The sequence below is a fragment of the Kribbella sp. CWNU-51 genome, assembly GCF_054073265.1.
The window spans coordinates 194,838-216,617 of the sequence record NZ_JBSXMZ010000044.1 but is presented as its reverse complement, the minus strand read 5'-3'; the positions used below and the strand labels follow the sequence as shown (position 1 = coordinate 216,617).

Below are 21,780 nucleotides of genomic sequence, written 5' to 3'. Positions count from 1 at the left end.
ATCGCCGCAAGCTGTCTGTAAGCACTCAACTACGCAGGAATGGGAGCCCGGAGATGGGCATCTTCGACAAGTTCAAGGGTAAGGCCGAGGGCCTGAAGGAAAAGGCCGGCGACCTGGTCGACCAGCACGGCGACAAGGTAGGCGAGGGTCTCGACAAGGCCGGTGACTTCGTCGACGAGAAGACGGGCGGCAAATACGGCGACAAGATCGACCAGGGTGTCGAGAAGGCCAAAGAGGGCCTGGACGGCCTCGACGGCCAGAACGACGACATCCCGGACGGCCCGAACCAGCCCGCCTGATCACCACCCGAAGGGCCGCAAGGAATGAACCCCTTGCGGCCCTCCGTCATGTCCAGGGAGTGACATAAGAACACCGCCCGAAGGACACCGCCTTAAGGGTGACCGGTCGGCGTAGCGACGGGCGTGGCTGAGGTCGGCAGCGTGTGGGTGTGGGCCGCTGCTGCGGCGGCCGCATCGGCCAGGGTGCCCTGGGCAGCGCGGTGGCGACCCATGACCACGGCCATCACGACGCCGGCGGCACTGATTGCTGCCATCGCCCAGGAGGCTGCACCGAGTCCTGCGGCCAGTGCGTCGGCGCCCGACTGTCCGGCCGCTGTCTTGTCTGCGATCACGTTGCCGTAGATCGACGCAGCAAGCGCCGTGGCCACTGCGGCACCGACATACCGGGCCATGTTGGAGACACCGGATGCTGCCCCGACCTGAGTCGCCGACACTGAGGCTGTCGCCGCCGACGACGCCGGCCCGTTGGAGAGTCCCATTCCGATGGCAACGGCAACGAGCGGTAGGACGAAGGCCGTGTACAGCCATGACGCCTCGACGAAGCCGATCGCTGCGAACCCGGCGGCGGTGATCGCGAACCCTCCGGCGACGACCTGCCGGCCGCCGAACCGTGCTGCCAAGCGTGGCACGAGAGGCGCGACCACCACCAGTCCAGCTGTGGCGGGCAGGGTTGCCAGGCCGGCCTGCAATGGGCTGTAGCCAAGGGCTTGGGGGTTCTGGAAGTAGAGGCTGATCAGGTACATGAGCCCGTTGATGGTGCCGGAGCCAATCAGGATCGCGAGTGTGGAACCGACCAGGACCCGGTTTCGGAGCAGCGCCAGATCGAGCATCGGTACGGCGACCCGGCGTTCGACGGCCACGAATGCGATCCCCGCACCGATGGCCAGCGCCAGGCAACCGAGGGTGGCGACGGATGCCCATCCCCAGTCGCTGCCCTTGCTCAGCGCGAGGATGAGGGGCATGAGGGTGATGGCGACCAGCAAGCTCCCCCAAACGTCGATCGAGCGGGACCGGCTGGAGTCGCGTGATTCGGCCACACTGGCGGCCGTGATGACCATGCAGACTACAGCGACGCCCGCGTCCACCCAGAACAGTGCCTGCCATCCCGTCAGCTCGACCAAGACGCCGCCAAGCAGGGGCCCGGCCGCGGCACCGACCGCTGCTGCCGCCCCCCAGAGCGAGACCGCCCGCAACTGTGCTTGACCGCGGTTGGCCACCGACAGAAGGCTGAGCCCGCAAGCGAGGATCGTCGCGCCCGCGGCGCCCTGGGTAGCGCGGCCGGCGATCACCATGCCCCCCGAGCCGGAGAGTGCGATCAGCACGCAGGAGGCGGTGAAGAGCAGTAGTCCGAGCTGAAAGATCCGCTTCCTTCCGAAGACGTCGCCCAGCGAACCAGACGTCACGATGGTTGCGGCACCGACCAGTGAATAGCCGGTCACGGCCCATTGCAACGTCGTTACGGACATGCCGGTATCGGCGCTGATGGCCGGGAGGAGGATGCTGACCGCGGACGTGTTCGCGTTGACCACCAGGGTGGACAGGCAGGTGACGAGCAGGACACCTTGGGTCCCGTTACTCGTACCGGTGTCAGTGGAACTCATTCGACTCCCCTCTCACGAAGGCGCGCTACCAACAGCGCTGAGACGCATCAGGCTGGGTGTGCACCGTCGGCCAAGCGCTGCAAAAGCAGGGCCTGCGCGACGACCAGGCTCTCGATCTCGTGCAGGTCGACGCTCTCGTTGGAGGAGTGGATTCGTGCGACTGCAGTGTCCTCCGGCCCCCAGAGGACGAACTCAGCGCCGGGTGCGGCCTGCTGGAGGGTGCGGAGCAGCGGGATCGAGCCGCCGCTGCCAGCCTCTCCGGCCGGCTTGCCGAAGGCCTCGGTCAGTGCCCACCGGGCGGCGGCATAGCCGGGTCCGCTGGTGTCACACCGGAACGGCGGCGCCGCCTTGGTGCGCTGCACCTCGACCCGGGCGCCCCACGGAGCGTTGGCCTCGAGGTGATCGACGAGCGCCTCGAGCTCCTTGTCCGGGTCCGAACCGGGCACGATTCGCATTGAGAGTTTGGCGCGAGCCTCGGGGATGAGCACGTTGGAGGAGCCGGCGATGGAGGTCATGTCGAGTCCGATGGCGTTGATCGAGGGACGTGACCAGAGCCGATCCCCGATGTGACCGGTGCCGGTGAGCCGGACCCCGTCGAGGATGTCGGCGCTGGCCCGGAAGTCCTCGGCGCTGAAGTCTTCCCCCGTCCACTCGCCGGCGGAGACTCCGGCGACGGCGACGTTCCCGTGGTCGTCGTGCAGCGTCGCGAGCAGGCGTGCCATCGCCATCATGGCGTCCGGCGCGGGCCCCCCGAACACGCCGGAGTGCAGCGGGTGCTCGAGCGTCTTCAGCGTCACCACGCAGGCGACGTCACCGCGCAGGGCGGTGGTCAGGACGGGTTCGCCGACCTGCAGGTTCCCCATGTCGCAGATGACGAACAAGTCACAGGCGAACAGCTCCGGATGAGCCTCGACGAACGCCTCGAGGTTGCTCTCGGTCTCCTCCATCCCCTCCAGAACCAGCTTCACTGTGCACGGGAGCTTGCCGTCGAAGATGCGCAGGGTGCCGAGGTGCGCGATCAGGCCGCCGATGTCGTCGGCGGCGCCGCGGCCGTAGATTCGACCGTCGTCCTTACGGGTGGCGGTCCACGGGTCGCTCGTCCAGCCCTGCTCCGGTGGTGCGGGCTGCACGTCGTAGTGGGCGTAGAGCACCACGGTCGGTGATCCTTCAGGGCCTTTGATCTCGCCGTAGATCGGAGGGTAACCGGACGGGACCTCCATCAGTCGCGCGTCGGTGAACCCAGCCTCGCGGAACATCTGCAGGGTCACCCGTCCCATCTCCTCGACGGGTTCGGCCGGGTAGCCCGGGAAGGCGATCGACGGGATCGACACCAGCTTCTCCAGGTCCGTGAGGAGACCGGGCATGAGGGCCGAGGCTTTCGCGGCGATGTCGGTCTTGTTCATTGCTGCGCTCCGTTTCTCGCAAGGAATCTGGGGCCGTTGACCGCCGGGATCAGAAGAAGATGCCGCCGATCAGCGCCCCGACGACGATCGTGGTGACGGACATGATCAGCATCGGGACGAAGAAGCTGTGGTCGAACAGCTTCGTGCCCAGCTTCGTGGTGCCCGTGAGGTCGAAGTTGGCCGCGGCGATCTGGGTGCCGTTGGCGGGCAGCGTGTAGACGCCGCTGAGCGCACCGGCCCACATGCCGGTGACGATGCCCGGCGCCAGCCCGGCGGCGAGCCCGATGGGCACGATCGTCCGGGTCGCGGTGGACTGGCTGGTGGTCAGGGCCGCGACGAGGAAGACCGCGAGCGCGAAGATGAACTTCCAGTCGGTGACCCAGCCGCCGATAGTGTCGATGATGAAGGCCTCGTGCGCGTCGATGAACGTGGCCGTGAGCCAGGCGATCCCGAACAAGGCGATCGCGGAGATCATGCCGGCCTTGAACACCGACATGTCCGGCACGACCTTCACGTCGGGTCGACCGATCAGGAGGATCGCCACACCGATCACGAACATGACCAAGACGATCGTGGTGGTCATGTCGATGGTGACCGTCTCGTTCTCGACCTGGTACGAGGGCCGCAGGTCCGGGAAGAGCCCGAGGATGACGATGGCCACCACGCCGAACAGGAACGCCAGTGCCGAGTTGCGGCCCCGCTTGGTGTAGGTGAGTTCGGTGGGTGCCGGGACCTGCGCCGAAGTCGGCAGCTCCGGGTCGGAACCGGTGCCGCCGGCCGAGCCCTGGCCTCGGATCTGAGCCGCGGCCGGCCTCTCAGAGCCCACCCGGGCCAGCTCACCTGCGGCGATCTTGGCCTGGACCTCGGGATCGTCGGCGAGCTCCTTTCCCATCCTGCCGACCATCAGCGAGGTGACGACGATGCCGATCACGCACGACGGCACGGTGATCGCGAGGATCTGCGTCAGCCCGAGGTTGTACGGCGCGACGTCGGTCAGGGTCAGCATCGCGGCCATCGCCGCCGAGACCGGGGAGGCGGCGAGCGCCATCCCGGACTGCACCACCGTGACCGTCAACGGCCGCGAGGGCCGGATCCCGTTCTTGTAGGAGACGTCGTAGATCACCGGCAGCAAGGGGTAGATGATGTTGCTGGTGCCGGCCCCGATCGAGAACGCGAACGCCGTCAACGGGGCGATCACCGTGATCTGCTTCGGATGGCTCGCGATGACCCGCGCCGCAACTGCCACCATCCAGTCGATGCCGCCGGCGGCCTGCATCAGCGCCGCCGTTGTGACGACGGCCAGAATGATCGCCAGTGCCGCGGCCGGCGGCTCACCGGGCGCCTCACCGAAGACGAAGACCAGTACGAAGGTGCCGAGACCGCCCCACAGGCCGACCCCGACCCCGCCCGCCCGGGTGCCCATGACGATTGCGCCAAGGACGACCAGAGCCTCAAGCACGAACGACACGCTCATCTCGTTCCTCTCCTACTCACTTCCTGGTGCTCCGTTGCTGCCTCAACTAGCTGGGCCGCACTGGGCGACGGCTATGCGCTCCACCACGGACCAGGCCTCGGCGAGGTTCGTCAAGGCGTCCTGCAACTGCGGGCGCGCCGCGTCGAGCGCCTCGGTCCCGGCGGCGACCGCGGACTCCTTCACTGCTGCAACATCGGCGCGCAGCGTCGACAGGGCGACGTCGAGGCGCCCGTCAGAGACGGCCTGGAACTCGTCGAGCTGGGCCACGACCTCCTGTGACGCGGTCCGCAGCTCCTCCGCCTTTGCAGTCAGCGGATCCTCACTGCGCAACTTGTCCACGGAGGTGACCAGTTGGTCGTACTGGGTGCACAGGTCCTGGGCCTTGGCGTTTGCGGTGTAGTCGCAGCCGACCAGCAGGCCAAGGCAGGCGAGCAGTACGCCGACCCGCAGCAAGCGACCGGCCCTCATCGCAACCCGACCATGGCTGTGGACACAACCAGGCAGAGAGAATCCTTGGGCCTGGCGAGGTTCTCCAGCGGACCACCCGTGACAGCCAATTCTCGATCCATCCCGCGCTCCCTTCCCGGGACCATTTGGCCCCGGGTCGCGTGTACGCGACTCATCCCCAGCGGATGAATTGCCCGACGTCGACCGGACGCTGCGCCTCTCTCAAGCGAAGCAACGGCCTGCATCATCCCGCACGTTCAACAAACCGGTACATCAAGGCTGCGATCACCTTTCACGCCGCTTATGCACTTCCCGCGCATGCCAAGAACATGCCATTAGCAGTGGCCTCACAGGGTCACTCCACGCGTCGACCGGCCAAGGCATCACGAACGTCCGACCGATGCACGAGCTGTGCCCTCACATGATTCACAATCCGGAGGAAACCGCTGGCCCCCGGACACCCCAGAACAGCCGTCCTCGTAATTAGTAGCTCGCCTGGACTGAACGTCGCAGTGTGGTCATCGCGGAGGGGAGTTGACCATGAGCCCTGGTCGGGTACACCTGACAGCGTTGATCTTGCCGTCGCTCGTACGGATGGTGCTGGACTGGACGCGTGTGTTGGCAAAACGGTCCCCAGTGGGGCGAGCCGGGCCCGGTGAGCTGACGCATGCATGGACGGAAGCCGGTGCTCGGGCGGGCGCTGCGGCCGGTGCACGTCGGCGGGCTGTCGATCGACCTGCCGTTCGCTGCGGTTTCATCGCCGCGCTGATCCTGTATTCGATCGCCTTTAACCTGTCGCGGCAGCATTTATGTCCCCAAATGTGTCCCGGACCGGCCCAAACAGCCATCTATTCGCGCTCAGGAGCGCCGGTCGATGCGTTATCAGCCCGCCGAGGGACGGAATCGTCATGAGGTTCTCTTGGCTTTTAGGTCCAGCCGGCGAGCCCGCGCACATTGCCGAGCAGCACGGGGCCAACGCTCGGTTCAGAAACCGACACATCCCACGGATATGCGCCGCTCCAGGCGTGTCTGGGAGGCCCCGTCCTCCGGATATCGCCTCCGCCGACTCGAATCAGCGCATCTTCGTTCTCATGCTGTTCCCGCCTCGTTCCCGCGCTGTTCCCAAGTCGTTCCCAAGTCGTTCCCAGCAATGAACCGCTGAATGTGGCGCATCCGCCCGCGAGACCAATCAAGCAACTCCAGGAGGCGCGGTTCCCTTGGCTCGCCCGAGCGAGACAGAAGGGGCAGAGGAGCGGCGAGGGTCCGTGCGTCGTGCTCGCGGCGGGTTCAGGTGTTGGCGCGGGGGCGAGTGGCGGCGGTCGCTAGGAGGTCGCCGCAGAAGGAGTGAATGGCTCGGTTGACTGTTTCGGGTCGCTCCCAGGGCATGAAGTGGCCGGCGCCCTTGACCCAGAACGGACCGACCGCGGCGGGGAAGGCGAGCGCGCATCGCTGCTCGGCGTGGTCGCCGATGGTCACCTGATCGGCGCCGATCAGTACCAGGGCCCGCTGCTGGACCGGCCGGTCGAGCATTTCTGGAGCCGACAGTTGCCGGGTGCCCATAACCACTTCATAGTCGGCGAAGGAGGCGCGCAGTCGGTCCGCGTCGCCGTACGGCTCGGTCAGGAAGGCCAAGTCGTCCTCGTCGAAGGCATCCGGCGGACACCACATGCGATGCCCGTAGAACTCACCGATGTAACGCCGCCGTTGCTCGGGCGTACCCAGTTCTGCGACCAGGGCGTCGGCGTGGTGCCCTTGGAGGCGTTGGTAGTCGTAGACAGCGGGCTTGGGCCGGCTCGGCGGGATGCCCGCCGCCGCGAACGTCTCAGCCAGGTCGGGCATGGAGTCGTCCAGGATCACCAAGCGATCCACCCGGTCGGGGTGCCGGTTGGCCATGTCGACGGCGATCATCGCACCCAGGTCGTGCCCGGCGATGACTGCGCGCTCCCAGCCGAGCTTGTCGAACAAGGCGGTCAGGTCGGTGTTGAACGCATTGAGGTCGTAGAAGTCATTCGGCGCGAAATCGGAGTCGCCGTACCCGCGCAGGTCCGGCGCGACGACGTCGAAACCCGCCTCGGCCAGCGGGACTATGTTGTGCGACCAGATGCGGCTCGTGCACGGGAACCCGTGGATGAGCAGCAGCGGTACGCCGCCATCCCCACGACGCCGCACCGCGAGGCGGTGCCCAGCACGGACTTCGATCCTCTCGGGCGCAACGATTTCAGTCGGAAGAACCATGCACGCGGTTCTACACGATCACCCGGTCGAGCGAGCCAGATGTCTTCTGCTGGCTAACTCTCGAGCTGGGTTGTTCGGCGGGCGGTTTGTCAGAAGGCGGCGAGGGCGGTGTTGGTGTTGTTGGCGGACCAGGCGAGTTGGAGGGTGTGTTGGTGGCCGGTGACGGGGTCGTAGCGGACGCCGTGCAACGAGACTGCTTGGTAGGAGGCGGCTACGCCAGTTACTCCGAAGCCTGCGGCGACGAGGCCTAGCGCGGAGATGCCGCTGGCTTCTTAGACGATGGCTGGGCTGAAGCCGGCTGCGCGGCAGGAGGCGATGAACTCGTCGTACGCGAGTACGGAACGGTGGCGTGGGAAGAACACAAGGGCTCGTCGGCCAGTTCGGACAGGGCGATCCGGTCGTGGTGGGCGAGTCGGCGGTCGGCGGGGAGGCCGGCGACAAGTGGCTCGGTGAGCAACGATTCCAGGTGGATGCCTGGCGGCGCCGCGGCCGCGCGCAGGAACCCGGCGTACCGCCCGACCTTGCCGCCGTTTCCCAGATAGCCGCCCGGCACGGCATCACCATCCTCGCTCCACCACCTCAGCCGTAGCAGTCGCGACGCACCTCCGACTCCCCCACCTGGACCATCCGCGCGCCGTCCAACCCGATCCACGGGAGGAAACCTCAGAGGTTGACCCCTGAGCTGGAGGGTTGCCCCCTCGGATTCTGAGGGGGCGACCCTCCAACTTGGGGGTCAACCTCTCAAATGGCGCGGACGCGGCGAGCCGCGCAGGGCGGGCGCAAAGACGGCGGTGCGCGGGGCGGGGGCTGGGACGGCGGCGCGGGGTGAAGTGGGCGCGGGGTTGGTGGGGTCGGGCGGGTGCGGGGTCGTTCGAGGGCGGTGGAGGTGGTGGGGATGGGGTGTCGGTGGGGGTTATTAGGGTTTGGGGTATGGATCGGTTTCGGGTGGTGCCGGCGGCTTATGTGGTGCTGCGACGGGGGGATGAGGTGTTGATGATGCTGCGAGCCAATACCGGTTACATGGATGGGTATTGGGCGGTGCCGGCTGGGCATGTGGAGCGGGGAGAGTCGGTGGTTGCGGCTGCGGTGCGGGAGGTTCGGGAGGAGGTTGGGGTGGAGATCGATCCGGGTGATCTCGTGCCGGTGACCGCGATGCATCGGACCGGCGGCAACGGGGATCCGATTGATGAGCGGGTGGACTTCTTCTTTCTGACGACTCGGTGGTCGGGTGAGCCTCGGTTGATGGAGCCGGACAAGGCGGATGGGTTGGACTGGTTCTCGTTGGACAAGTTGCCCGATCCGGTGGTGCCGCATGAGGCTCGGGTGCTGGCGGGGATCGCCGGTGACGGACTGCCTGCGGTGATCGTGCACGGGTTCTGACTTCTGCTTCGAGGGTTCGCCTCGTGCTCATCGATCGCGGGGATAGACCGCTTTAGAGTTCGCTGCGGTGTCAGTGAGGCTTTGGAGGCGGCGATGGGTCAGCAGGGCGACGGGACGAGCCGGCGGCGGCTTTTGCAGGCAGGAGCGCTCGGGGCGGGTGCGGTGATCGCGCCCGGTGTGCTCACCACCGGGAATGCTGCGGCATCCAGCAGCGGCTCGGCGGCAGCGGTTGCGGCCGGTACGGCGAGAAAGACGGCGGGACGGATCGACAAGGAGCACCCGCGCTTCACGGTGGCCGTCGTACCGGATACGCAGTATCAGTTCGATCAGGATCGGGGGGACCCGGCACCGCTGAGTGCGAGCTTCGAGTTACAGCGTGCTGGCCGGCAACCACGACATCGACGCGTCGAGGGATGACACCCGCGGCCCGTCGCCGTACCTGGACACCTTCCCGCCGGAGCGGTTCCGGCGGATGGCGACGTACGGCGGCTCGACGGCGAACGGGTACAACTCGTACCACGTGTTCCGGGCGGCGGGCAGGCAGTGGTTGCTGCTGGCAATGGATTGGCGACCGTCGGACGCGAGCTTCGCGTGGGCGCGCGACGTCATCGCCAAGCACCCGCGGCTGCCCGTCGTCCTCACCACGCACGAGCTGGTGAACGCCGACCACGGCAACCCGGTCGCGTACTTCACCGACCACGGCAACCGGGTCTGGGACCAACTGGTGAAGCACAGCGACCAGATCTTCCTCACCCTCAACGGCCCCTTCTGGCCGCCCGGCCGGGTGGTCCGGCAGAACGCCGCCGGCCACGACGTGCACCTGCACCTGACCAACTATCAGGATCGGTACTACGGCGGGTCCGGCTCTACCACTTCGACCTGGCCCGGAACACGATCGACGTCGAGACCTTCGCGCCGTGGATCCTCGACCAGGACCCGACACGACGCAACGAGCTCGCCGAGGGTGACATCGAGCTGACCGACGACACCAACCGGTTCAGCATCCCGATCGACTTCGCCGAGCGGTTCGCCGGGTTCGCTCCGGTCCCGGTCCGCCCGGCCCGGCCGGCCGCTCAACTCGTCATCCCCGGCACAGCGGCGTACTGGCGCTTCGACGGGCCGGTCACCGACCAGGTGATCGACCACTCGGGCCAGGGCAACCATCTGACCCGCGTGCAGTTGGCAGGCGACGAGCCGACGGCGACTGCCGAGTTCCATCCGGACCAGCCCGGGCATGCCAGCTGGTTGTTTGCCGGCGGCAAGAACCCGGCGCGCGGCGGGTACCTGCGGACGGTGGATAACGCGCCGCTCAACGCGATGACGTTCACCAAGGGCTACACGATCGAGGCGTTCGTGAAGCTGACCGACGACGGTGCGGACCACTCGTGGCAGGGTCTGCTGAGCCGGATGGGTACCGGCGCCGACACGGCCGGCACAGCACCTTGTACGTCGACTCCGCGCCGCTGCTGCGTAATCCGGCGACCCCGTCCAACGGGCTCGCGACTGCCGGCAAACCGTGGCTGCTGGGCGCGAACCACTACGCCAACGTGATCGAGCAGGCGTTCGCCGGCCACCTCGGCGAGCTCCGGATCGTCACCCGCGCCCTCAAACCGTCACAGTTCCTGAACGCCTAGAGATACGAGCGGATGAGGGCTTCCTGCGCGGGGAGGAGGGCCAGTTCCTCCGGGGTCAGGGTGACGTTGCGGCCTCGCTCGGCCAGGGCGTCGGCGAGGCCTGGCGTGGGGTCGATGGAGTTGGCGAGGTAGGCGCCGAGGGCTTCGCGGACGAGGGGGGTCAGCGCCTCGAAGGACGGGTCGAGCGCGACCTGGGCGCAGATGATCGCCGTCATCGCGATGTCGAACTCCGCCATGCCTTCCACCGCGTTGCGCCAGTCGATCACGACCGGGCCGTCGTCGGTGGCGATGACGTTGAGCGGATGCAGGTCGCCGTGGACAACCACCCGGCCCGGGGTGCCGCTCGGTGCGGGGATCGCGTGCAGCCGGCGGTGGAGGTCCGCGTGGATCTCGCCGAGTTCGGTCCCGTTGAGGTCTCCGGCGATCGCCGCGTCGGCGAGGGTCGGGCCGTTCAGCCGCTGGATCACCATCTCCGGACCCACAACCTCGCGGACTGCGGGGACCGGGTAGTCGTACTTCGCGACGTGACGCATGAAGTCCGCCTCGTCCCGCACCGGGTACCCGTCGCGGTAGCGGCGCAGCACCCATTGGTCGTCGATGGCGTAGACGTCCGCATCCCGCCCAGCGGCGAACGGCTCGGCGCCAGGCGGAAGGAGGGGCGACCGCTCCGACCCGTCGGCCGGCTCGGCCGTCATCCGACCTGGCAGCCGCCGACTGCCGGTTCGAGGGGTTTGGCGCCGATGGTGGGCATGCCGAGCATGACGCCGGGACTCTCCGAGGCCGGTGCGTCCTGCGCGCGCTCCCACGCGTCGCCGGCGCGAGTACGGCGTACGGCGCCGAAGACGTCCGCGACCAGGTGGTGGGGTGCGGCGTAGGTGACCTCGACCGTGGCCAGGTCGCCCGGCCGTGGCGTCTCGACGCCCTCCGGGAGCGCGAAGTGGACGAGGCGGTTGTCGCGGGCCCGCCCGCTGAGCCGATGGGTCGCGGCGTCCTTGCGCCCCTCCCCCTCGGCGACGAGCACCTCGAGCGACCGACCGACGATCGCCTTGTTCTCGTCCCAGGCCACGTCGTCCTGCAGCGCGACCAGCCGCTCGTACCGATCCTGGACGACGTCGCGCGGGACCTGATCCTCCATGGACTCGGCCGGCGTACCAGGACGCTTGGAGTACTGGAAGGTGAACGCCCCCGCGAACCGCGCCTGCCGAACCACGTCGAGTGTGCCTTGGAAGTCCTCCTCGGTCTCCCCCGGGAACCCGACGATGATGTCGGTCGTGATGGCGGCATCCGGCATCGCCGCACGGACGTCTTCGATAATGCGAAGGTACCGATCACGCCGGTACGAGCGGCGCATCGCTTTCAGCACACGGTCCGAACCGGACTGCAGCGGCATGTGCAGCGAGGGCATCACATTCGGCGTCTCGGCCATCGCCTCGATCACGTCCGCGGTGAAGTCCCGCGGATGCGGCGACGTGAACCGGACCCGCTCCAGGCCGTCGATCCCGCCGCACGCTCGCAGCAGCTTGCCAAAAGCAAACCGGTCGCCGAACTCCACGCCGTACGAGTTCACGTTCTGGCCGAGCAGGGTCACCTCGAGGACGCCCTCGGCGACCAGCGCCTCGACCTCGGCCAGGACGTCGCCCGGCCGCCGGTCCTTCTCCCGGCCGCGCAGCGCCGGCACGATGCAGAACGTGCAGGTGTTGTTGCAGCCGACGCTCACCGACACCCAGGCCGAGTACGGCGATTCGCGCCGGGTCGGCAGCGTCGACGGGAACACCTCGAGCGACTCGAGGATCTCGACCTGCGACTCCTGCTCCACCCGGGCCCGCTCCAGCAGCACCGGCAGCGAGCCGATGTTGTGCGTCCCGAAGACCACGTCGACCCACGGCGCCTTGCGGACGATCGACGCCTTGTCCTTCTGCGCCAGGCAACCGCCGACGGCGATCTGCAGGTCGGGCTTCTTCGCCTTCACCGGCGCCAGGTGGCCGAGGTTGCCGTACAGCTTGTTGTCGGCGTTCTCCCGGACCGCGCAGGTATTGAAGACGACCACATCGGCCTGGTCACCCTCGGGCGCGCGGACATAGCCCGCGTCCTCCAGCAGGCCGCGGAGCCGCTCGGAGTCGTGGACGTTCATCTGGCACCCGTAGGTGCGGACCTCATAAGTACGCATGACAGCCACCAAGAGTACGTGCCGAGGTAGACATTTCCCTACCTGGGACCGGCTGCTTGTAACCCCTGACCGGCGCGCGCCCGGCGAGAATAGTGAGGGGCATGAACAGTTCTCGCCGTCAGTTCCTCGCCCGTACCGCCGCCGGCGCCGCCGTGATCGCCGGCGGTTCCTTCTCCGTCGGCACCGCCACCGCCTCGGTGAAGCCCTCGACGCGGATCACCGCCCTGACCAACGCCACCGTCATCGACGTCGCCACCGGCCGCCGCGATCGCAACCAGACCGTCCTGATCAGCGGCGACCGGATCATCGGCGTCGGCCGGCTCCCCGTCCCGCGCGGCGCGACCGTGATCGACGCCACCGGCAAGTACGTCATCCCGGGACTCGCCGACATGCACGTCCACAGCCTCGGCGACGAGCGGGTGTCTCCCCCGCTGTACCTGGCCAACGGCCTGACCATGGTCCGCGAGATGGCCGCCTCCAACCCGATGCTCTACGACTGGCGCGACCGGATCGACGCCGGCACGCTGCTCGGCCCGCGGATGATCGTGGCCAGCCAGATCATCGACGGCGACCCGACCCTGTGGGATCCGAATCTCCTGCACGTCCTGGTCGTCGACGACGCGGCCGCCGCGCGAGCCGCCGTACGCCAGGTCAAGGCCGAAGGCGCCGACTTCGTCAAGGTGTACTCGCGCCTGAACAAGATCGCGTACGCCGCCATCCTCGACGAGGCCCGGAAGGTCGGACTGACCGTCCACGGCCACGGACCCGACGAGCTCACCTCGAAGGAGGTCAGCAACGCCGGCCAGCGCAGCATCGAGCACATCCACTCCCTCGGCCTGTCCGTCTCCACTCGCGAGGCCGAGGTACGGCGGATGGTCCGCGCGATCAGCGTGAACACCGGCGACTACAACGCCTGGTTCCGGCAACTGCACCCGATCGAGTGGATCGCCGCGAACACCTACAGCCCGGCCCGGGCCGCGGACGTCTTCGGCACCCTGCGCCGCAACCGGACGGGCGTGACGCCGACGCTGACCATGCACAACGTCCTGGACCAGATCGACTACACCCGCCTCGACCCGGCCCTCGCGAAGTACATGAGCGCCGACTCGATCGGCACCTACGACTACGTGATGGAGAACCTGTACGCCGCCAACCGGACCGCCGAGGAGATCTCGCACCAGCACCAGATGTGGGCGTGGCGGCAGCGCTTCGTCCGTGAGCTGTTCGCCCACGATGTCCCGATCCTGGCCGGCACCGACACGGGTACGCCGTACTCCGTCCCCGGATTCGCCCTGCACGAGGAACTCGAGCACCTGGTGACGGCCGGTGCCACCCCTCGCCAGGCCCTGTACGCCGCCACCGTCGAGCCGGCCAGGTTCCTCGGGCTGACCGCGGACCTGGGCTCGGTGGAACCACGGAAGATCGCGGACCTCGTCGTACTGGATGCGGACCCGCTAGCGGACATCCGGAACACCCGGAAGATCCACTCCGTCGTCACGCGCGGCCAGGTGATCTCGCCGGCCGCGCGGCAACGAATGCTCGCCGATGTGGAGGCCGCGGTCAAGGAGCCGCCTGCGGCGACGGCACTCGCTGCCGGCGGCTGCTGCGGTGGCCGGCCAAGTCACTGACGAGCCTGCCTCCCGGACCGGAGACCGCCGGCTGCCGGTCCGGGAGAGACTGCTGCCGGGGAGGATCCGGCGCGAGGGAGCCGTCGGGCGCGACGTGCTGGAAGATCTGCTCGACCAGCGCGATCACGTGCGGGTCGTCGACGGTGTAGAACTGCCGGCGGCCCTCCCGCCGGGCGCTGACCAGGCCGGCCAGTCGCAGCTTGGCCAGGTGCTGGCTCGCCGTGGGCACGCTGACGCCCACCCGGGCGGCCAGCGTGCCGACGTCGTACTCACCGCAGCTCGCCAGTGCGACCAGATGCAGCCGGACCGGCGCCAGCAACAGCCCGAAGGTGCGGGCCGCGGTGGCGAGCTGCGGCGAGGTCGGTTCGATCATGCGTCCACGCGCGCCTTGGGTGGGATCGGCACCCCACGCGGGTCCCGGGTCGGGTATCCGAGCGCGGCGTCGATCAGCTCCTCGAGCCGGTCGCTGAGACCCTGCGCGAGTACGACGGCCTCCACGTGCACCTCGTCGAGGCCGACGCCGAGGACCCGGTGCAGAAAGGTCTCCAGCAACTGGTGCCGTCGGTCGCCCATGGCACACTCCTGTCAGTAGATGTTGGACGGGCGGACCATGCCCTCGGCGAGATCGCCGAAGCCGGGCGCCATGATCGCGCCGGGGTTGCCGAGGATCTCCTCGACAACGGCGGTCTCGGTGGTGATCAGCAGCGCCGCGATCGAGGCCGCGCTCTCCAGCGCCGCCCGGGTGACCTTGAGCGGGTCGATCACCGCGTCCTCGACAAGATCGGCGTACTGGCCGGTGAGCGCGTTGAAGCCGTGCCCGTTCGGCAGCTCGGCGACCCGCGCCACCACCTCGTCGCCGTCGTACCCGGCGTTGATCGCGATCCACCGCAGCGGTTCGGGCAGTGCTCGCCGGACCACCTCGCGGCCGATGGCCTCGTCGCCGGACAGCTCCAGCTTCGACAGCACGGCCTGCGCCTGGACCAGGACGGTTCCGCCGCCGGCCACCACGCCTTCCTCGAGCGCGGCGCGGGTCGCGGCGAGCGAGTCCTCAACCCGCAGCATCCGCTCCTTCAGCTCGACACTGGTCGCGCCGCCGACCCGGATCACCGCGACCTTGCCGGCCAGCCGCGCCATCCGCAGCTGCAGGCTGTCCTGATCGGCGTCGATCTTGGCCCGCTCGAACTGCTTCTCCAGCTGGGAGATCCGCGCCGCCACCAGTGACGCGTCCCCGTGCCCGCCCACGATCGTCGTGGAGTCCTCGGTGATCGTGATCCGGTCGCAGGACCCGAGGTGCTCGCGGCTCACGTCGGACAGGTCGAGCCCGGTGTCCTTCGCGATCACCGAACCGCCGAGCGCGGTGGCGAGATCCTCCAGCTCGGCGATCCGGCGGTGGCCGAAGCCGGGCGCCCGGACGACGACCGAGCGCATCGTGTTGTGCATGTTGCCGCCGACCAGCAGCTGCAGCGCCGGTCCGTCGACCTCCTCGGCGAGGACGACGAGGGGTCGCTCGGCGCGCTGCGCCACCTCGACGGCCGGCATGATCTCCTGCACCTGGGTGATCTTCTTGTTCGTCAGCAGGATCACCGGGTGGTCGTAGACGGTCTCCATCCGCTCCCGGTCGGTGACCATGTACGCCGACACGTAGCCGTGGTCGAACTCGATGCCGTCGACCACCTCGACCGACATCCCGAGGGTGTCCGACTCCTCGGTGGTGACGACGCCGTTGCGCCCGACCCAGTCGACCGCGTCCGCGATCACCGCGCCGATCACCTCGTCGTCACTGGCCGCCAGCGTCGCGATGTGCCGCAGCTCGTCGCGGCCGCCGACCTCGACCGCCCACTCCCGCAGCGTCTCGATCACCACCGGAACGGTCTGCTCGATCCCGCGCCGGACCCGCATCGGGTTGGCGCCCGCGTCGACCTCACGGAGGCCTTCGCGGACCATCGCCTGGGCCAGTACGGTGGCCGTGGTGGTGCCGTCGCCGACCACCCCGTTGGTCTTCATCGCGACTTCCTTGACCAGCTGCGCGCCCATGTTGGCGAAGGGTTCGCGCAGCTGGATCTCGCGAGCGATGGTGACGCCGTCGTTGGTGATCGTCGGCGGGCCTGTCAGCTTCTCCAGCACCGCGTTGCGGCCTTTCGGCCCGAGCGTCACCTTGATCGCGTCCGCGAGCGCGTTCACGCCGGACTCGAGCAACCGCCGCGCGTCCGTGTTGAACCGCAGTTCCTTCGCCATGGTCAGCCTCCTTCTAGGGGATGAGGATCGCCCGGCCGCGGACCCGGCCGTGGTCGAGATCGTCGATGGCCTGCTGGAACTCGGCCAGCGGGTACTTCGTGGTGTGCAGCGCGACCTTGCCCTGGGCCGCGAGCTCCATCAGGTCCTGCAGATCGTTGTAGGAACCGACCAGGTTCCCGAGGAAGTTGATCTCGGTCGAGATCACGTCGATGGTCGGTACGTCGAGGTTCTCGCCGTACCCGACGACGTAGTAGTTGCCGGCCCGCCGCAGCATCGCGACCCCGTCCGCGGTGGCGCCGCCCTCGCCGACGAAGTCGATCACCGCCTCCGCGCCGGCGCCGCCGGTCAGCTCCCGGACCTGGTCGACCTGAGTGCCATCGGCAACGATTCCGTGATCGGCGCCGATCTCCACGGCCAGATCCAGCGCGGCCTTGTTGCGGTCGACAACGACCACGGTCGCCGCCGAGATCGCCTTCATCACCTGGATCCCGATGTGCCCCAGCCCGCCCGCGCCGATCAGCACGCAGACATTGCCCGGCCTGAGCGCCCGGGCCGCCTTCGCCGCCGCGTGGTACGCGGTCAGCCCGGCATCCGCGAGTGCCGCGACATCGGCCGGCTCGAGTGAGTCGTCGATCCGTACGACGCTCCGGGCGGTGGTGCGCAGATACTCGGCGTACCCGCCGTCGGTGTCGATGCCCGGGAAGCTGCTCGCCTCACAGTGCACGTCGTCGCCGGACCGGCAGGCCCGGCAGAGTCCGCAGGTGATCAGCGGATGCAGGATCACCTTGTCGCCGACCGTCACATTGGTGACGGCGTCGCCGACCGCATGGACCCAGCCGGCGTTCTCGTGCCCGATCGTGTACGGGAGCCGTACGCCGCTCTTCTCCGCCCACTGCCCTTCGAGGATGTGCAGGTCGGTCCGGCAGACCCCCGCTCCCCCGATCCGGACGACGACGTCGAGCGGCCCGGTGATCTTCGGCTCGGGTACGTCGGTGAGCTGCAACTTCTCGTGATAGCCGATGACCTGGACGGCTCTCATTTCGTCCTCCTCGTATTGGTGATCAAGCCGCCCGGCTCGTCGTCGTACCGGGTGGCCAGCAGGCCGCGGCAGAAGTGCGCGTTGCCTTCGACGGAGATCCGGACCGCCTTCGCGAACCGCAGCCGCATCGGTATCGCCTCGGACGGCACCGGTACGCCGTCGTCGTCGACCAGCACCAGGTCGTCGGGCCGGATGCCGAGTCCGATGTCGGTGCGCCGCCGGAGCAGGGCCTCCTTGTGCGGGCCACCGACCAGCTGGCCGAGGGTGACCCCGGACAGCTGGTCGACGGTGATACTGGTGGACCGGAGCAACGCCATCACGCACCGCTCCATCGCCGCGGTGTGCGCCTTGCGCTGGAAGGTCCGGCGCAGCTCGTCCAGGTCCTGCTCGGCCTCGGATCCGAACGTGCCGACATAGCCCGCGTCCGCGGCCAGACCGGCGTTGATCTTGTCCGAGTCGTGGTGATCGTCGAGCAGCACTGTCACCGTGCCCACTGCCGGCACCCGACGCAGGGCGTCGACCGCGTCGGATGCCATCAGGTAGGCGAAGTTGGGCGCACAGAACGAGGTCGGCAACCGGAGATGGACGGTCACGCCGGCGTCGTCGATCCGGACCGACCGGACGAAGCCCAGCTCCGTGATCGGCTGGTCCAGCTCGGGGTCGACGACGGTCGCGAGCGCCGCCGCGACGCCGGCCTCCAGCGACACCGCGACCGTGGTCATGACGCCACGGCTTCTTCCCGCGATCCGGCGTCAGCGGGAAGCCGGAGCTCCTCGGGTACGTCGAGGTCGTACAGGCTCGCCGCATTGAGCCCGAGGATCTTCTTCTTCTGCTCGACGGTCAGCGGCGCGTACTCGGTCAGGTCCGCCGGGATCTGGAAGTCGACGAACTTCTCCACCAGCCACTTCGGCGTCCAGAGCGCGTAGTCCGACGAGAAGAGGATCCGGTCCTCGCCGATCCAGTAGAGCAACTCCCCGATGATCTGCGCGAAGTACTTCGGCCGGGTGTGGATGAACGGCATCGCCACCGCCAGACCGCCGTACACGTTGGGCTCCTGGGTGGCGATCCAGCAGAAGTCCTCCAGCCGGGGCAGGCCGACGTGCTCGACGATGAAGTTCAGGTCGGTGTAGTCGGTCGCCACCTGGTCGATGTCCGCGACGTCGAACGCGTCCCGGTCCAGCGGCCGGATGGTGGGGCCCTTGTGCACGTGGATGTTCTTGATCCCGAGCTTCAGGCACTCCTCGAGATAGCGGCGCGACCACGGGCTGTCCAGCTTGTAGCCCCGGGAGTCGCCGTGCCACTCGGCGGTGTAGAGCTTGACGCCCTTCAGCCCCATCCGGTCCGCGTCCTTGCGGAGCTGCTCGAGGCCGGCCTCCTCGTGCCGCGGGTCCCACGCGTGGTTGTAGGTGAGCTTGCCGGGGTTCGCCCGGGTCAGCGCGAGGGCGTCCTCGGTCTGGCCGAAACCCCGCTTGTAGAAGTCGCTCAGGATAGCCGGCTGGAAGATCGCGTGGTCGACGTACCCGTCCTCGAACAGGTCCTTCAGCAGGCGCTGCCCGCCGTAGTACGTGTAGGTGTCGTAGTCCCAGACGACCTCTTCGGGGCTGAGGTTCTTGTGGTAGTCGTAGAAGCAGTCGATGAACTGCTTGCCGTGGATGTTGCGCTGGTTCTCCGCCCGGGCGTCCCACAGCGCGATGTGGGCGTCGACGACGTAGTACTTCTCACCGTTCTTCTCGTACATGCGGCCTCACTTCGTGGTGAGGTCGAAACCGATGTACTCGGCGGCGTCCTCGGGGCTGGCGAACAGGATGGTCTTGTCGTCGAGGTGCACCATCCGGCCGTAGTGGGTGGAGGAGATCTCCTCGAACACCGAGCCGTCGAACTCCATCCCGAGCGCGTCGGACAGTTCGGCGTAGTCGAAGTCGAGCAACCCGGTACCGTCGACGCGGATCATCGACGGGTACTCGGTCAGCTCGACGCCGTCCTTGGCACCCATCACCTGGGCGACGACGCGGCCGATCGGGGTGTTCATCAGGGTCACACCGGTCTTGTTGGAGAACTCGGCGGCAGATCCGAACTGCATGCTCACTGGTCCAGCTCCTTCGGAGTGTCGAGCCCGAGATCCTCGAGCAGGGAACGGAACTTCTGCTTGGCCGCGTCCAGGCTGTCCGCGAACGTGACCGACTTGTCGGCCGGCTGCGACCAGATCGGCTGCAGCGCGTGCGCGGCGTCGAGGCAACGCGGCACCCAGGTCGCGAGCCACTCGCCGAACAGCACCTTGTTGCTCTCGCCGAACTCGGCGTCCCGGGTCAGCAGCCGGAACAGGTTGCGGCTGTAGCCGAGGTCGCGGTCGTAGTCGTGCTCGCCGGTGCCGACGATGGTCGGCGTGATGTAGTCGCCGTTGCGGGCCGCGATCTGCATCACCAGCTCGGTGCGGAACAGCGACCCGACCAGCTGCTCGAACACGATGTTGGTGGCGAACAACAGCTCGCACCAGTCGCCGACGGCGGTCAGCCGCTCGACCACCTCACGCGTCGGCTGCCACTCCGGGGCGCTCTTCCAGACCTCCTTGTGGGCTGCGCCGTCGAACGGTACGTCGGCCTCGGACAGGTCCAGGTTGAAGAGGGCGAGGTCCTGGGCGAACCGCATCTTGTGGGCGGCGTTGACGGCGACCGCGGTGTTGATCATGTTCGTCGGACCGGACCGCTGGATGCTGGTGAACACGTGCAGGGCGAGACCGTTCTCGGCGTGCATCCAGGCGCCGAGATTGCGCTCGACGAACTTCAGCCAGGCCGGGTTCCAGGCGTCGTACGCCCGGGCCCGCTTGGCGTTCTGCAGGCCGAGGTCGACCTGCCGGACGACTGCGGAGTTGTTCCGGTAGATCGTCTGGTTCCACTCCTCGTTCGGGTCGAGGAAGGCGTGCCAGTTCGAGGACTTCGCGGCGGTCCACTCCTTCGGGTAGCCGCCGGGACCGTCGCCGAAGCCGTAGATCCAGCCCTGGCTCAGGTGCCGCTCCGGGTCCGGCTGCACGTCGACCGTGACGTCCTCGTACATCGTCGCGCGCAGCTTGGCCGGCTTGTAGTAGTTGTACGACCGGCTCTGCGAGCTGGGGAACTCCAGCGCGCCGGCCTCGGAGTCGGTGAACTCGATCTTCGGGAAGCTGCGTTGCTTGGTTTCTGTCATCTCAGACTCCATCGGTAGTCGCTGGGCTGGTGAACTTGTCGTAGAAGACCTGGTCCTTCGGCACGTTGCTTGCCTCCAGCAACGCCAGGGCGGCGTCGACCATGGGGGGCGGCCCGCACAGGTAGACCTCGCTGCGGTGCAGCTCGGCCTCCCGCCGTTCGACGATGTCGGTGACGTTGCCTTGTTCGACCTGCAGCCCGTCCGCGTGCTCAGTCGACTCGGACAGGGCCGACTCGGACAGGCAGGCGACGAACTCGAAGCCGGTGAGCTCCGCACCGAGTTCCTTGATCGCCTCGAGGTAGAACAGGTCGGCCGCCGTACGAGCGCCGTAGTAGAAGCGGACCGGACGGGTGCTGCCGGTCTCCCGCAGGTGCCGCAGGATGGACAGGATGGGCGCCATCCCGGCCCCGCCTGCCACGCAGACGACCGGCAGCACATGGCCGTCCTTCAGGGTCGACGAGCCGTACGGCCCGGTCAGCGACAGTTCGTCGCCGACCGCGAGCTCGCCGTCGAGCAGGGCCGAGAACCGGCCGCCCGGGTACTTCTTGATCAGGAACTCGAGCTCGTCCGGCGTCGACTGCGTGGTCGCCATCGAGAACGAGCGGTGGTCGTCGGTGCCGGGGATGGTGATGTCGACGTACTGACCCGGCCTGAACTCGAACGCCTGCTCCGTCGTCAAGCGGAGCGAGACGATGTCCCGGGTGACCGGTTCGATCGCCAGGACCTGGGCGGTCACGGTCTGGATCGGAACGCCGCCGAGCAACTCGTCCTCGTCGTAGTTGAGCAGCTCGATCGTGCAGTCGCTGAAGGCGTGCGCCCGGCACAGCAGCACGTAGCCCTCGGCCACCTCGGCGTCGTTGCACGCGAAGGTGGAGTAGCGCTCCATCTGCAGGTCACCGTCCAGGACGTACGACTTGCAGGCGGAGCACTGCCCCTCCCTGCAGCCGTGCATCAGGTGGATGCCCTGCCGGAACGCCGCGTCGAGGATCTTGTCGTCCTCGGTGACGTCCATCTCGATATCGACCGGTTCGAAGCGGATCCGGTGGGTGTCGGCCATG

22 protein-coding genes are annotated in these 21,780 nt (G+C 68.0%); 6 read left to right on the top strand and 16 right to left on the bottom strand.

Features of this window, described 5'->3' with window-relative positions:
* The first annotated feature begins 53 nt into the window (after positions 1-53).
* The gene (locus ACXC9Q_RS35350; RefSeq protein ID WP_457060991.1) at positions 54-299 is read left to right on the top strand and encodes an antitoxin; all 246 of its coding nucleotides are present in this window, start codon (positions 54-56) and stop codon (positions 297-299) included.
* Between the two features lie 92 nt (positions 300-391).
* On the opposite strand, the gene ACXC9Q_RS35345 is transcribed toward ACXC9Q_RS35350, so the two are convergent.
* The 5 genes from ACXC9Q_RS35345 to ACXC9Q_RS35325 all read right to left on the bottom strand — a co-directional run bounded on the left by ACXC9Q_RS35345 (position 392) and on the right by ACXC9Q_RS35325 (position 7,459).
* Positions 392-1,900, bottom strand: coding sequence for an MFS transporter (locus ACXC9Q_RS35345; protein ID WP_457060990.1), 1,509 nt, complete (start codon positions 1,898-1,900; stop codon positions 392-394).
* A 47-nt stretch (positions 1,901-1,947) separates the two neighbouring features.
* On the bottom strand, positions 1,948-3,303 hold the full coding sequence (locus ACXC9Q_RS35340; protein ID WP_457060989.1) for a M20/M25/M40 family metallo-hydrolase: 1,356 nt from the start codon (positions 3,301-3,303) through the stop codon (positions 1,948-1,950).
* A gap of 49 nt (positions 3,304-3,352) precedes the next feature.
* Positions 3,353-4,777, bottom strand: coding sequence for an anaerobic C4-dicarboxylate transporter (locus tag ACXC9Q_RS35335; protein ID WP_457060988.1), 1,425 nt, complete (start codon positions 4,775-4,777; stop codon positions 3,353-3,355).
* A gap of 42 nt (positions 4,778-4,819) precedes the next feature.
* Positions 4,820-5,245 (bottom strand): hypothetical protein, encoded by a 426-nt coding sequence (locus tag ACXC9Q_RS35330; RefSeq protein ID WP_457060987.1) that lies wholly within the window; start codon positions 5,243-5,245, stop codon positions 4,820-4,822.
* 1,266 nt (positions 5,246-6,511) lie between these two features.
* Complete coding sequence (locus ACXC9Q_RS35325; protein ID WP_457060986.1) at positions 6,512-7,459, bottom strand: alpha/beta fold hydrolase; 948 nt, start codon at positions 7,457-7,459, stop codon at positions 6,512-6,514.
* 349 nt (positions 7,460-7,808) lie between these two features.
* On the opposite strand from ACXC9Q_RS35325, the gene ACXC9Q_RS35320 reads away from it, so the two are divergent.
* From ACXC9Q_RS35320 to ACXC9Q_RS35305, 4 genes are all read left to right on the top strand, one after another.
* The gene (locus tag ACXC9Q_RS35320; protein ID WP_457060985.1) at positions 7,809-8,048 is read left to right on the top strand and encodes a hypothetical protein; all 240 of its coding nucleotides are present in this window, start codon (positions 7,809-7,811) and stop codon (positions 8,046-8,048) included.
* Positions 8,049-8,389: 341 nt separating this feature from the next.
* Positions 8,390-8,839: an NUDIX hydrolase gene (locus ACXC9Q_RS35315; RefSeq protein ID WP_457060984.1), complete on the top strand. Its 450-nt coding sequence runs from the start codon at positions 8,390-8,392 to the stop codon at positions 8,837-8,839.
* 355 nt (positions 8,840-9,194) lie between these two features.
* On the top strand, positions 9,195-9,818 hold the full coding sequence (locus ACXC9Q_RS35310; protein WP_457060983.1) for a hypothetical protein: 624 nt from the start codon (positions 9,195-9,197) through the stop codon (positions 9,816-9,818).
* Between the two features lie 406 nt (positions 9,819-10,224).
* Positions 10,225-10,473 (top strand): hypothetical protein, encoded by a 249-nt coding sequence (locus tag ACXC9Q_RS35305; RefSeq protein ID WP_457060982.1) that lies wholly within the window; start codon positions 10,225-10,227, stop codon positions 10,471-10,473.
* Here ACXC9Q_RS35305 and ACXC9Q_RS35300 read toward each other — a convergent pair.
* Both ACXC9Q_RS35300 and miaB read right to left on the bottom strand, forming a co-directional pair.
* On the bottom strand, positions 10,470-11,168 hold the full coding sequence (locus ACXC9Q_RS35300; protein ID WP_457060981.1) for a phosphotransferase: 699 nt from the start codon (positions 11,166-11,168) through the stop codon (positions 10,470-10,472). The two genes, ACXC9Q_RS35305 and ACXC9Q_RS35300, sit on opposite strands and share 4 nt — an antisense overlap.
* A complete protein-coding gene (gene miaB, locus ACXC9Q_RS35295; protein WP_457060980.1) occupies positions 11,165-12,640 on the bottom strand; it encodes a tRNA (N6-isopentenyl adenosine(37)-C2)-methylthiotransferase MiaB in 1,476 nt (491 codons plus the stop codon). The genes ACXC9Q_RS35300 and miaB overlap by 4 nt, the downstream gene beginning before the upstream one ends.
* A 101-nt stretch (positions 12,641-12,741) precedes the next feature.
* Between miaB and ACXC9Q_RS35290 the strand changes: the two genes are divergently transcribed.
* Positions 12,742-14,268 (top strand): amidohydrolase family protein, encoded by a 1,527-nt coding sequence (locus ACXC9Q_RS35290; RefSeq protein ID WP_457060979.1) that lies wholly within the window; start codon positions 12,742-12,744, stop codon positions 14,266-14,268.
* Here the strand turns inward: ACXC9Q_RS35290 and ACXC9Q_RS35285 are convergent.
* From ACXC9Q_RS35285 to ACXC9Q_RS35245, 9 genes are read right to left on the bottom strand one after another with little or no spacing between them, the layout of a single operon-like run.
* Positions 14,201-14,641 carry an ArsR/SmtB family transcription factor gene (locus ACXC9Q_RS35285; RefSeq protein ID WP_457060978.1) on the bottom strand — a complete coding sequence of 147 codons (441 nt, stop codon included), beginning with the start codon at positions 14,639-14,641 and terminating at the stop codon, positions 14,201-14,203. The genes ACXC9Q_RS35290 and ACXC9Q_RS35285 overlap by 68 nt on opposite strands.
* Positions 14,638-14,841 carry an iron dependent repressor, metal binding and dimerization domain protein gene (locus ACXC9Q_RS35280; RefSeq protein ID WP_457060977.1) on the bottom strand — a complete coding sequence of 68 codons (204 nt, stop codon included), beginning with the start codon at positions 14,839-14,841 and terminating at the stop codon, positions 14,638-14,640. The genes ACXC9Q_RS35285 and ACXC9Q_RS35280 overlap by 4 nt, the downstream gene beginning before the upstream one ends.
* Positions 14,842-14,853: 12 nt before the next feature.
* Positions 14,854-16,503 (bottom strand): chaperonin GroEL, encoded by a 1,650-nt coding sequence (groL, locus tag ACXC9Q_RS35275; protein WP_457060976.1) that lies wholly within the window; start codon positions 16,501-16,503, stop codon positions 14,854-14,856.
* 13 nt (positions 16,504-16,516) lie between these two features.
* Positions 16,517-17,542: an NAD(P)-dependent alcohol dehydrogenase gene (locus ACXC9Q_RS35270; RefSeq protein WP_457060975.1), complete on the bottom strand. Its 1,026-nt coding sequence runs from the start codon at positions 17,540-17,542 to the stop codon at positions 16,517-16,519.
* On the bottom strand, positions 17,539-18,264 hold the full coding sequence (locus tag ACXC9Q_RS35265; RefSeq protein WP_457060974.1) for an iron-sulfur cluster assembly protein: 726 nt from the start codon (positions 18,262-18,264) through the stop codon (positions 17,539-17,541). The genes ACXC9Q_RS35270 and ACXC9Q_RS35265 overlap by 4 nt, the downstream gene beginning before the upstream one ends.
* Positions 18,261-19,280, bottom strand: a complete 1,020-nt coding sequence (locus tag ACXC9Q_RS35260; RefSeq protein ID WP_457060973.1) for an amidohydrolase family protein — start codon at positions 19,278-19,280, stop codon at positions 18,261-18,263. Before ACXC9Q_RS35260 ends, ACXC9Q_RS35265 begins: the two co-directional genes overlap by 4 nt.
* Positions 19,281-19,286: 6 nt before the next feature.
* On the bottom strand, positions 19,287-19,622 hold the full coding sequence (gene mimD / locus ACXC9Q_RS35255) for a propane 2-monooxygenase effector subunit MimD (protein ID WP_328526967.1): 336 nt from the start codon (positions 19,620-19,622) through the stop codon (positions 19,287-19,289).
* A 2-nt stretch (positions 19,623-19,624) separates the two neighbouring features.
* On the bottom strand, positions 19,625-20,722 hold the full coding sequence (locus ACXC9Q_RS35250) for an aromatic/alkene monooxygenase hydroxylase subunit beta (protein WP_328519494.1): 1,098 nt from the start codon (positions 20,720-20,722) through the stop codon (positions 19,625-19,627).
* Between the two features lies 1 nt (position 20,723).
* Entirely contained in the window at positions 20,724-21,779 is a 1,056-nt protein-coding gene (locus ACXC9Q_RS35245) for an FAD-binding oxidoreductase (RefSeq protein WP_457060972.1), read from the bottom strand.
* Position 21,780 lies beyond the last annotated feature (1 nt).

Excerpts from the sequence above, each read along its gene's own strand:
- ACXC9Q_RS35350 (WP_457060991.1), top strand. The coding sequence starts at position 54 with ATGGGCATCTTCGACAAGTTCAAGGGTAAGGCCGAGGGCCTGAAGGAA.
- ACXC9Q_RS35345 (WP_457060990.1), bottom strand. The coding sequence starts at position 1,900 with ATGAGTTCCACTGACACCGGTACGAGTAACGGGACCCAAGGTGTCCTG.
- ACXC9Q_RS35340 (WP_457060989.1), bottom strand. The coding sequence starts at position 3,303 with ATGAACAAGACCGACATCGCCGCGAAAGCCTCGGCCCTCATGCCCGGT.
- ACXC9Q_RS35335 (WP_457060988.1), bottom strand. The coding sequence starts at position 4,777 with ATGAGCGTGTCGTTCGTGCTTGAGGCTCTGGTCGTCCTTGGCGCAATC.
- ACXC9Q_RS35330 (WP_457060987.1), bottom strand. The coding sequence starts at position 5,245 with ATGAGGGCCGGTCGCTTGCTGCGGGTCGGCGTACTGCTCGCCTGCCTT.
- ACXC9Q_RS35325 (WP_457060986.1), bottom strand. The coding sequence starts at position 7,459 with ATGGTTCTTCCGACTGAAATCGTTGCGCCCGAGAGGATCGAAGTCCGT.
- ACXC9Q_RS35315 (WP_457060984.1), top strand. The coding sequence starts at position 8,390 with ATGGATCGGTTTCGGGTGGTGCCGGCGGCTTATGTGGTGCTGCGACGG.
- ACXC9Q_RS35300 (WP_457060981.1), bottom strand. The coding sequence starts at position 11,168 with ATGACGGCCGAGCCGGCCGACGGGTCGGAGCGGTCGCCCCTCCTTCCG.
- miaB (WP_457060980.1), bottom strand. The coding sequence starts at position 12,640 with ATGCGTACTTATGAGGTCCGCACCTACGGGTGCCAGATGAACGTCCAC.
- ACXC9Q_RS35290 (WP_457060979.1), top strand. The coding sequence starts at position 12,742 with ATGAACAGTTCTCGCCGTCAGTTCCTCGCCCGTACCGCCGCCGGCGCC.
- ACXC9Q_RS35285 (WP_457060978.1), bottom strand. The coding sequence starts at position 14,641 with ATGATCGAACCGACCTCGCCGCAGCTCGCCACCGCGGCCCGCACCTTC.
- ACXC9Q_RS35280 (WP_457060977.1), bottom strand. The coding sequence starts at position 14,841 with ATGGGCGACCGACGGCACCAGTTGCTGGAGACCTTTCTGCACCGGGTC.
- groL (WP_457060976.1), bottom strand. The coding sequence starts at position 16,503 with ATGGCGAAGGAACTGCGGTTCAACACGGACGCGCGGCGGTTGCTCGAG.
- ACXC9Q_RS35270 (WP_457060975.1), bottom strand. The coding sequence starts at position 17,542 with ATGAGAGCCGTCCAGGTCATCGGCTATCACGAGAAGTTGCAGCTCACC.
- ACXC9Q_RS35265 (WP_457060974.1), bottom strand. The coding sequence starts at position 18,264 with ATGACCACGGTCGCGGTGTCGCTGGAGGCCGGCGTCGCGGCGGCGCTC.
- ACXC9Q_RS35260 (WP_457060973.1), bottom strand. The coding sequence starts at position 19,280 with ATGTACGAGAAGAACGGTGAGAAGTACTACGTCGTCGACGCCCACATC.
- mimD (WP_328526967.1), bottom strand. The coding sequence starts at position 19,622 with ATGCAGTTCGGATCTGCCGCCGAGTTCTCCAACAAGACCGGTGTGACC.
- ACXC9Q_RS35250 (WP_328519494.1), bottom strand. The coding sequence starts at position 20,722 with ATGACAGAAACCAAGCAACGCAGCTTCCCGAAGATCGAGTTCACCGAC.
- ACXC9Q_RS35245 (WP_457060972.1), bottom strand. The coding sequence starts at position 21,779 with ATGGCCGACACCCACCGGATCCGCTTCGAACCGGTCGATATCGAGATG.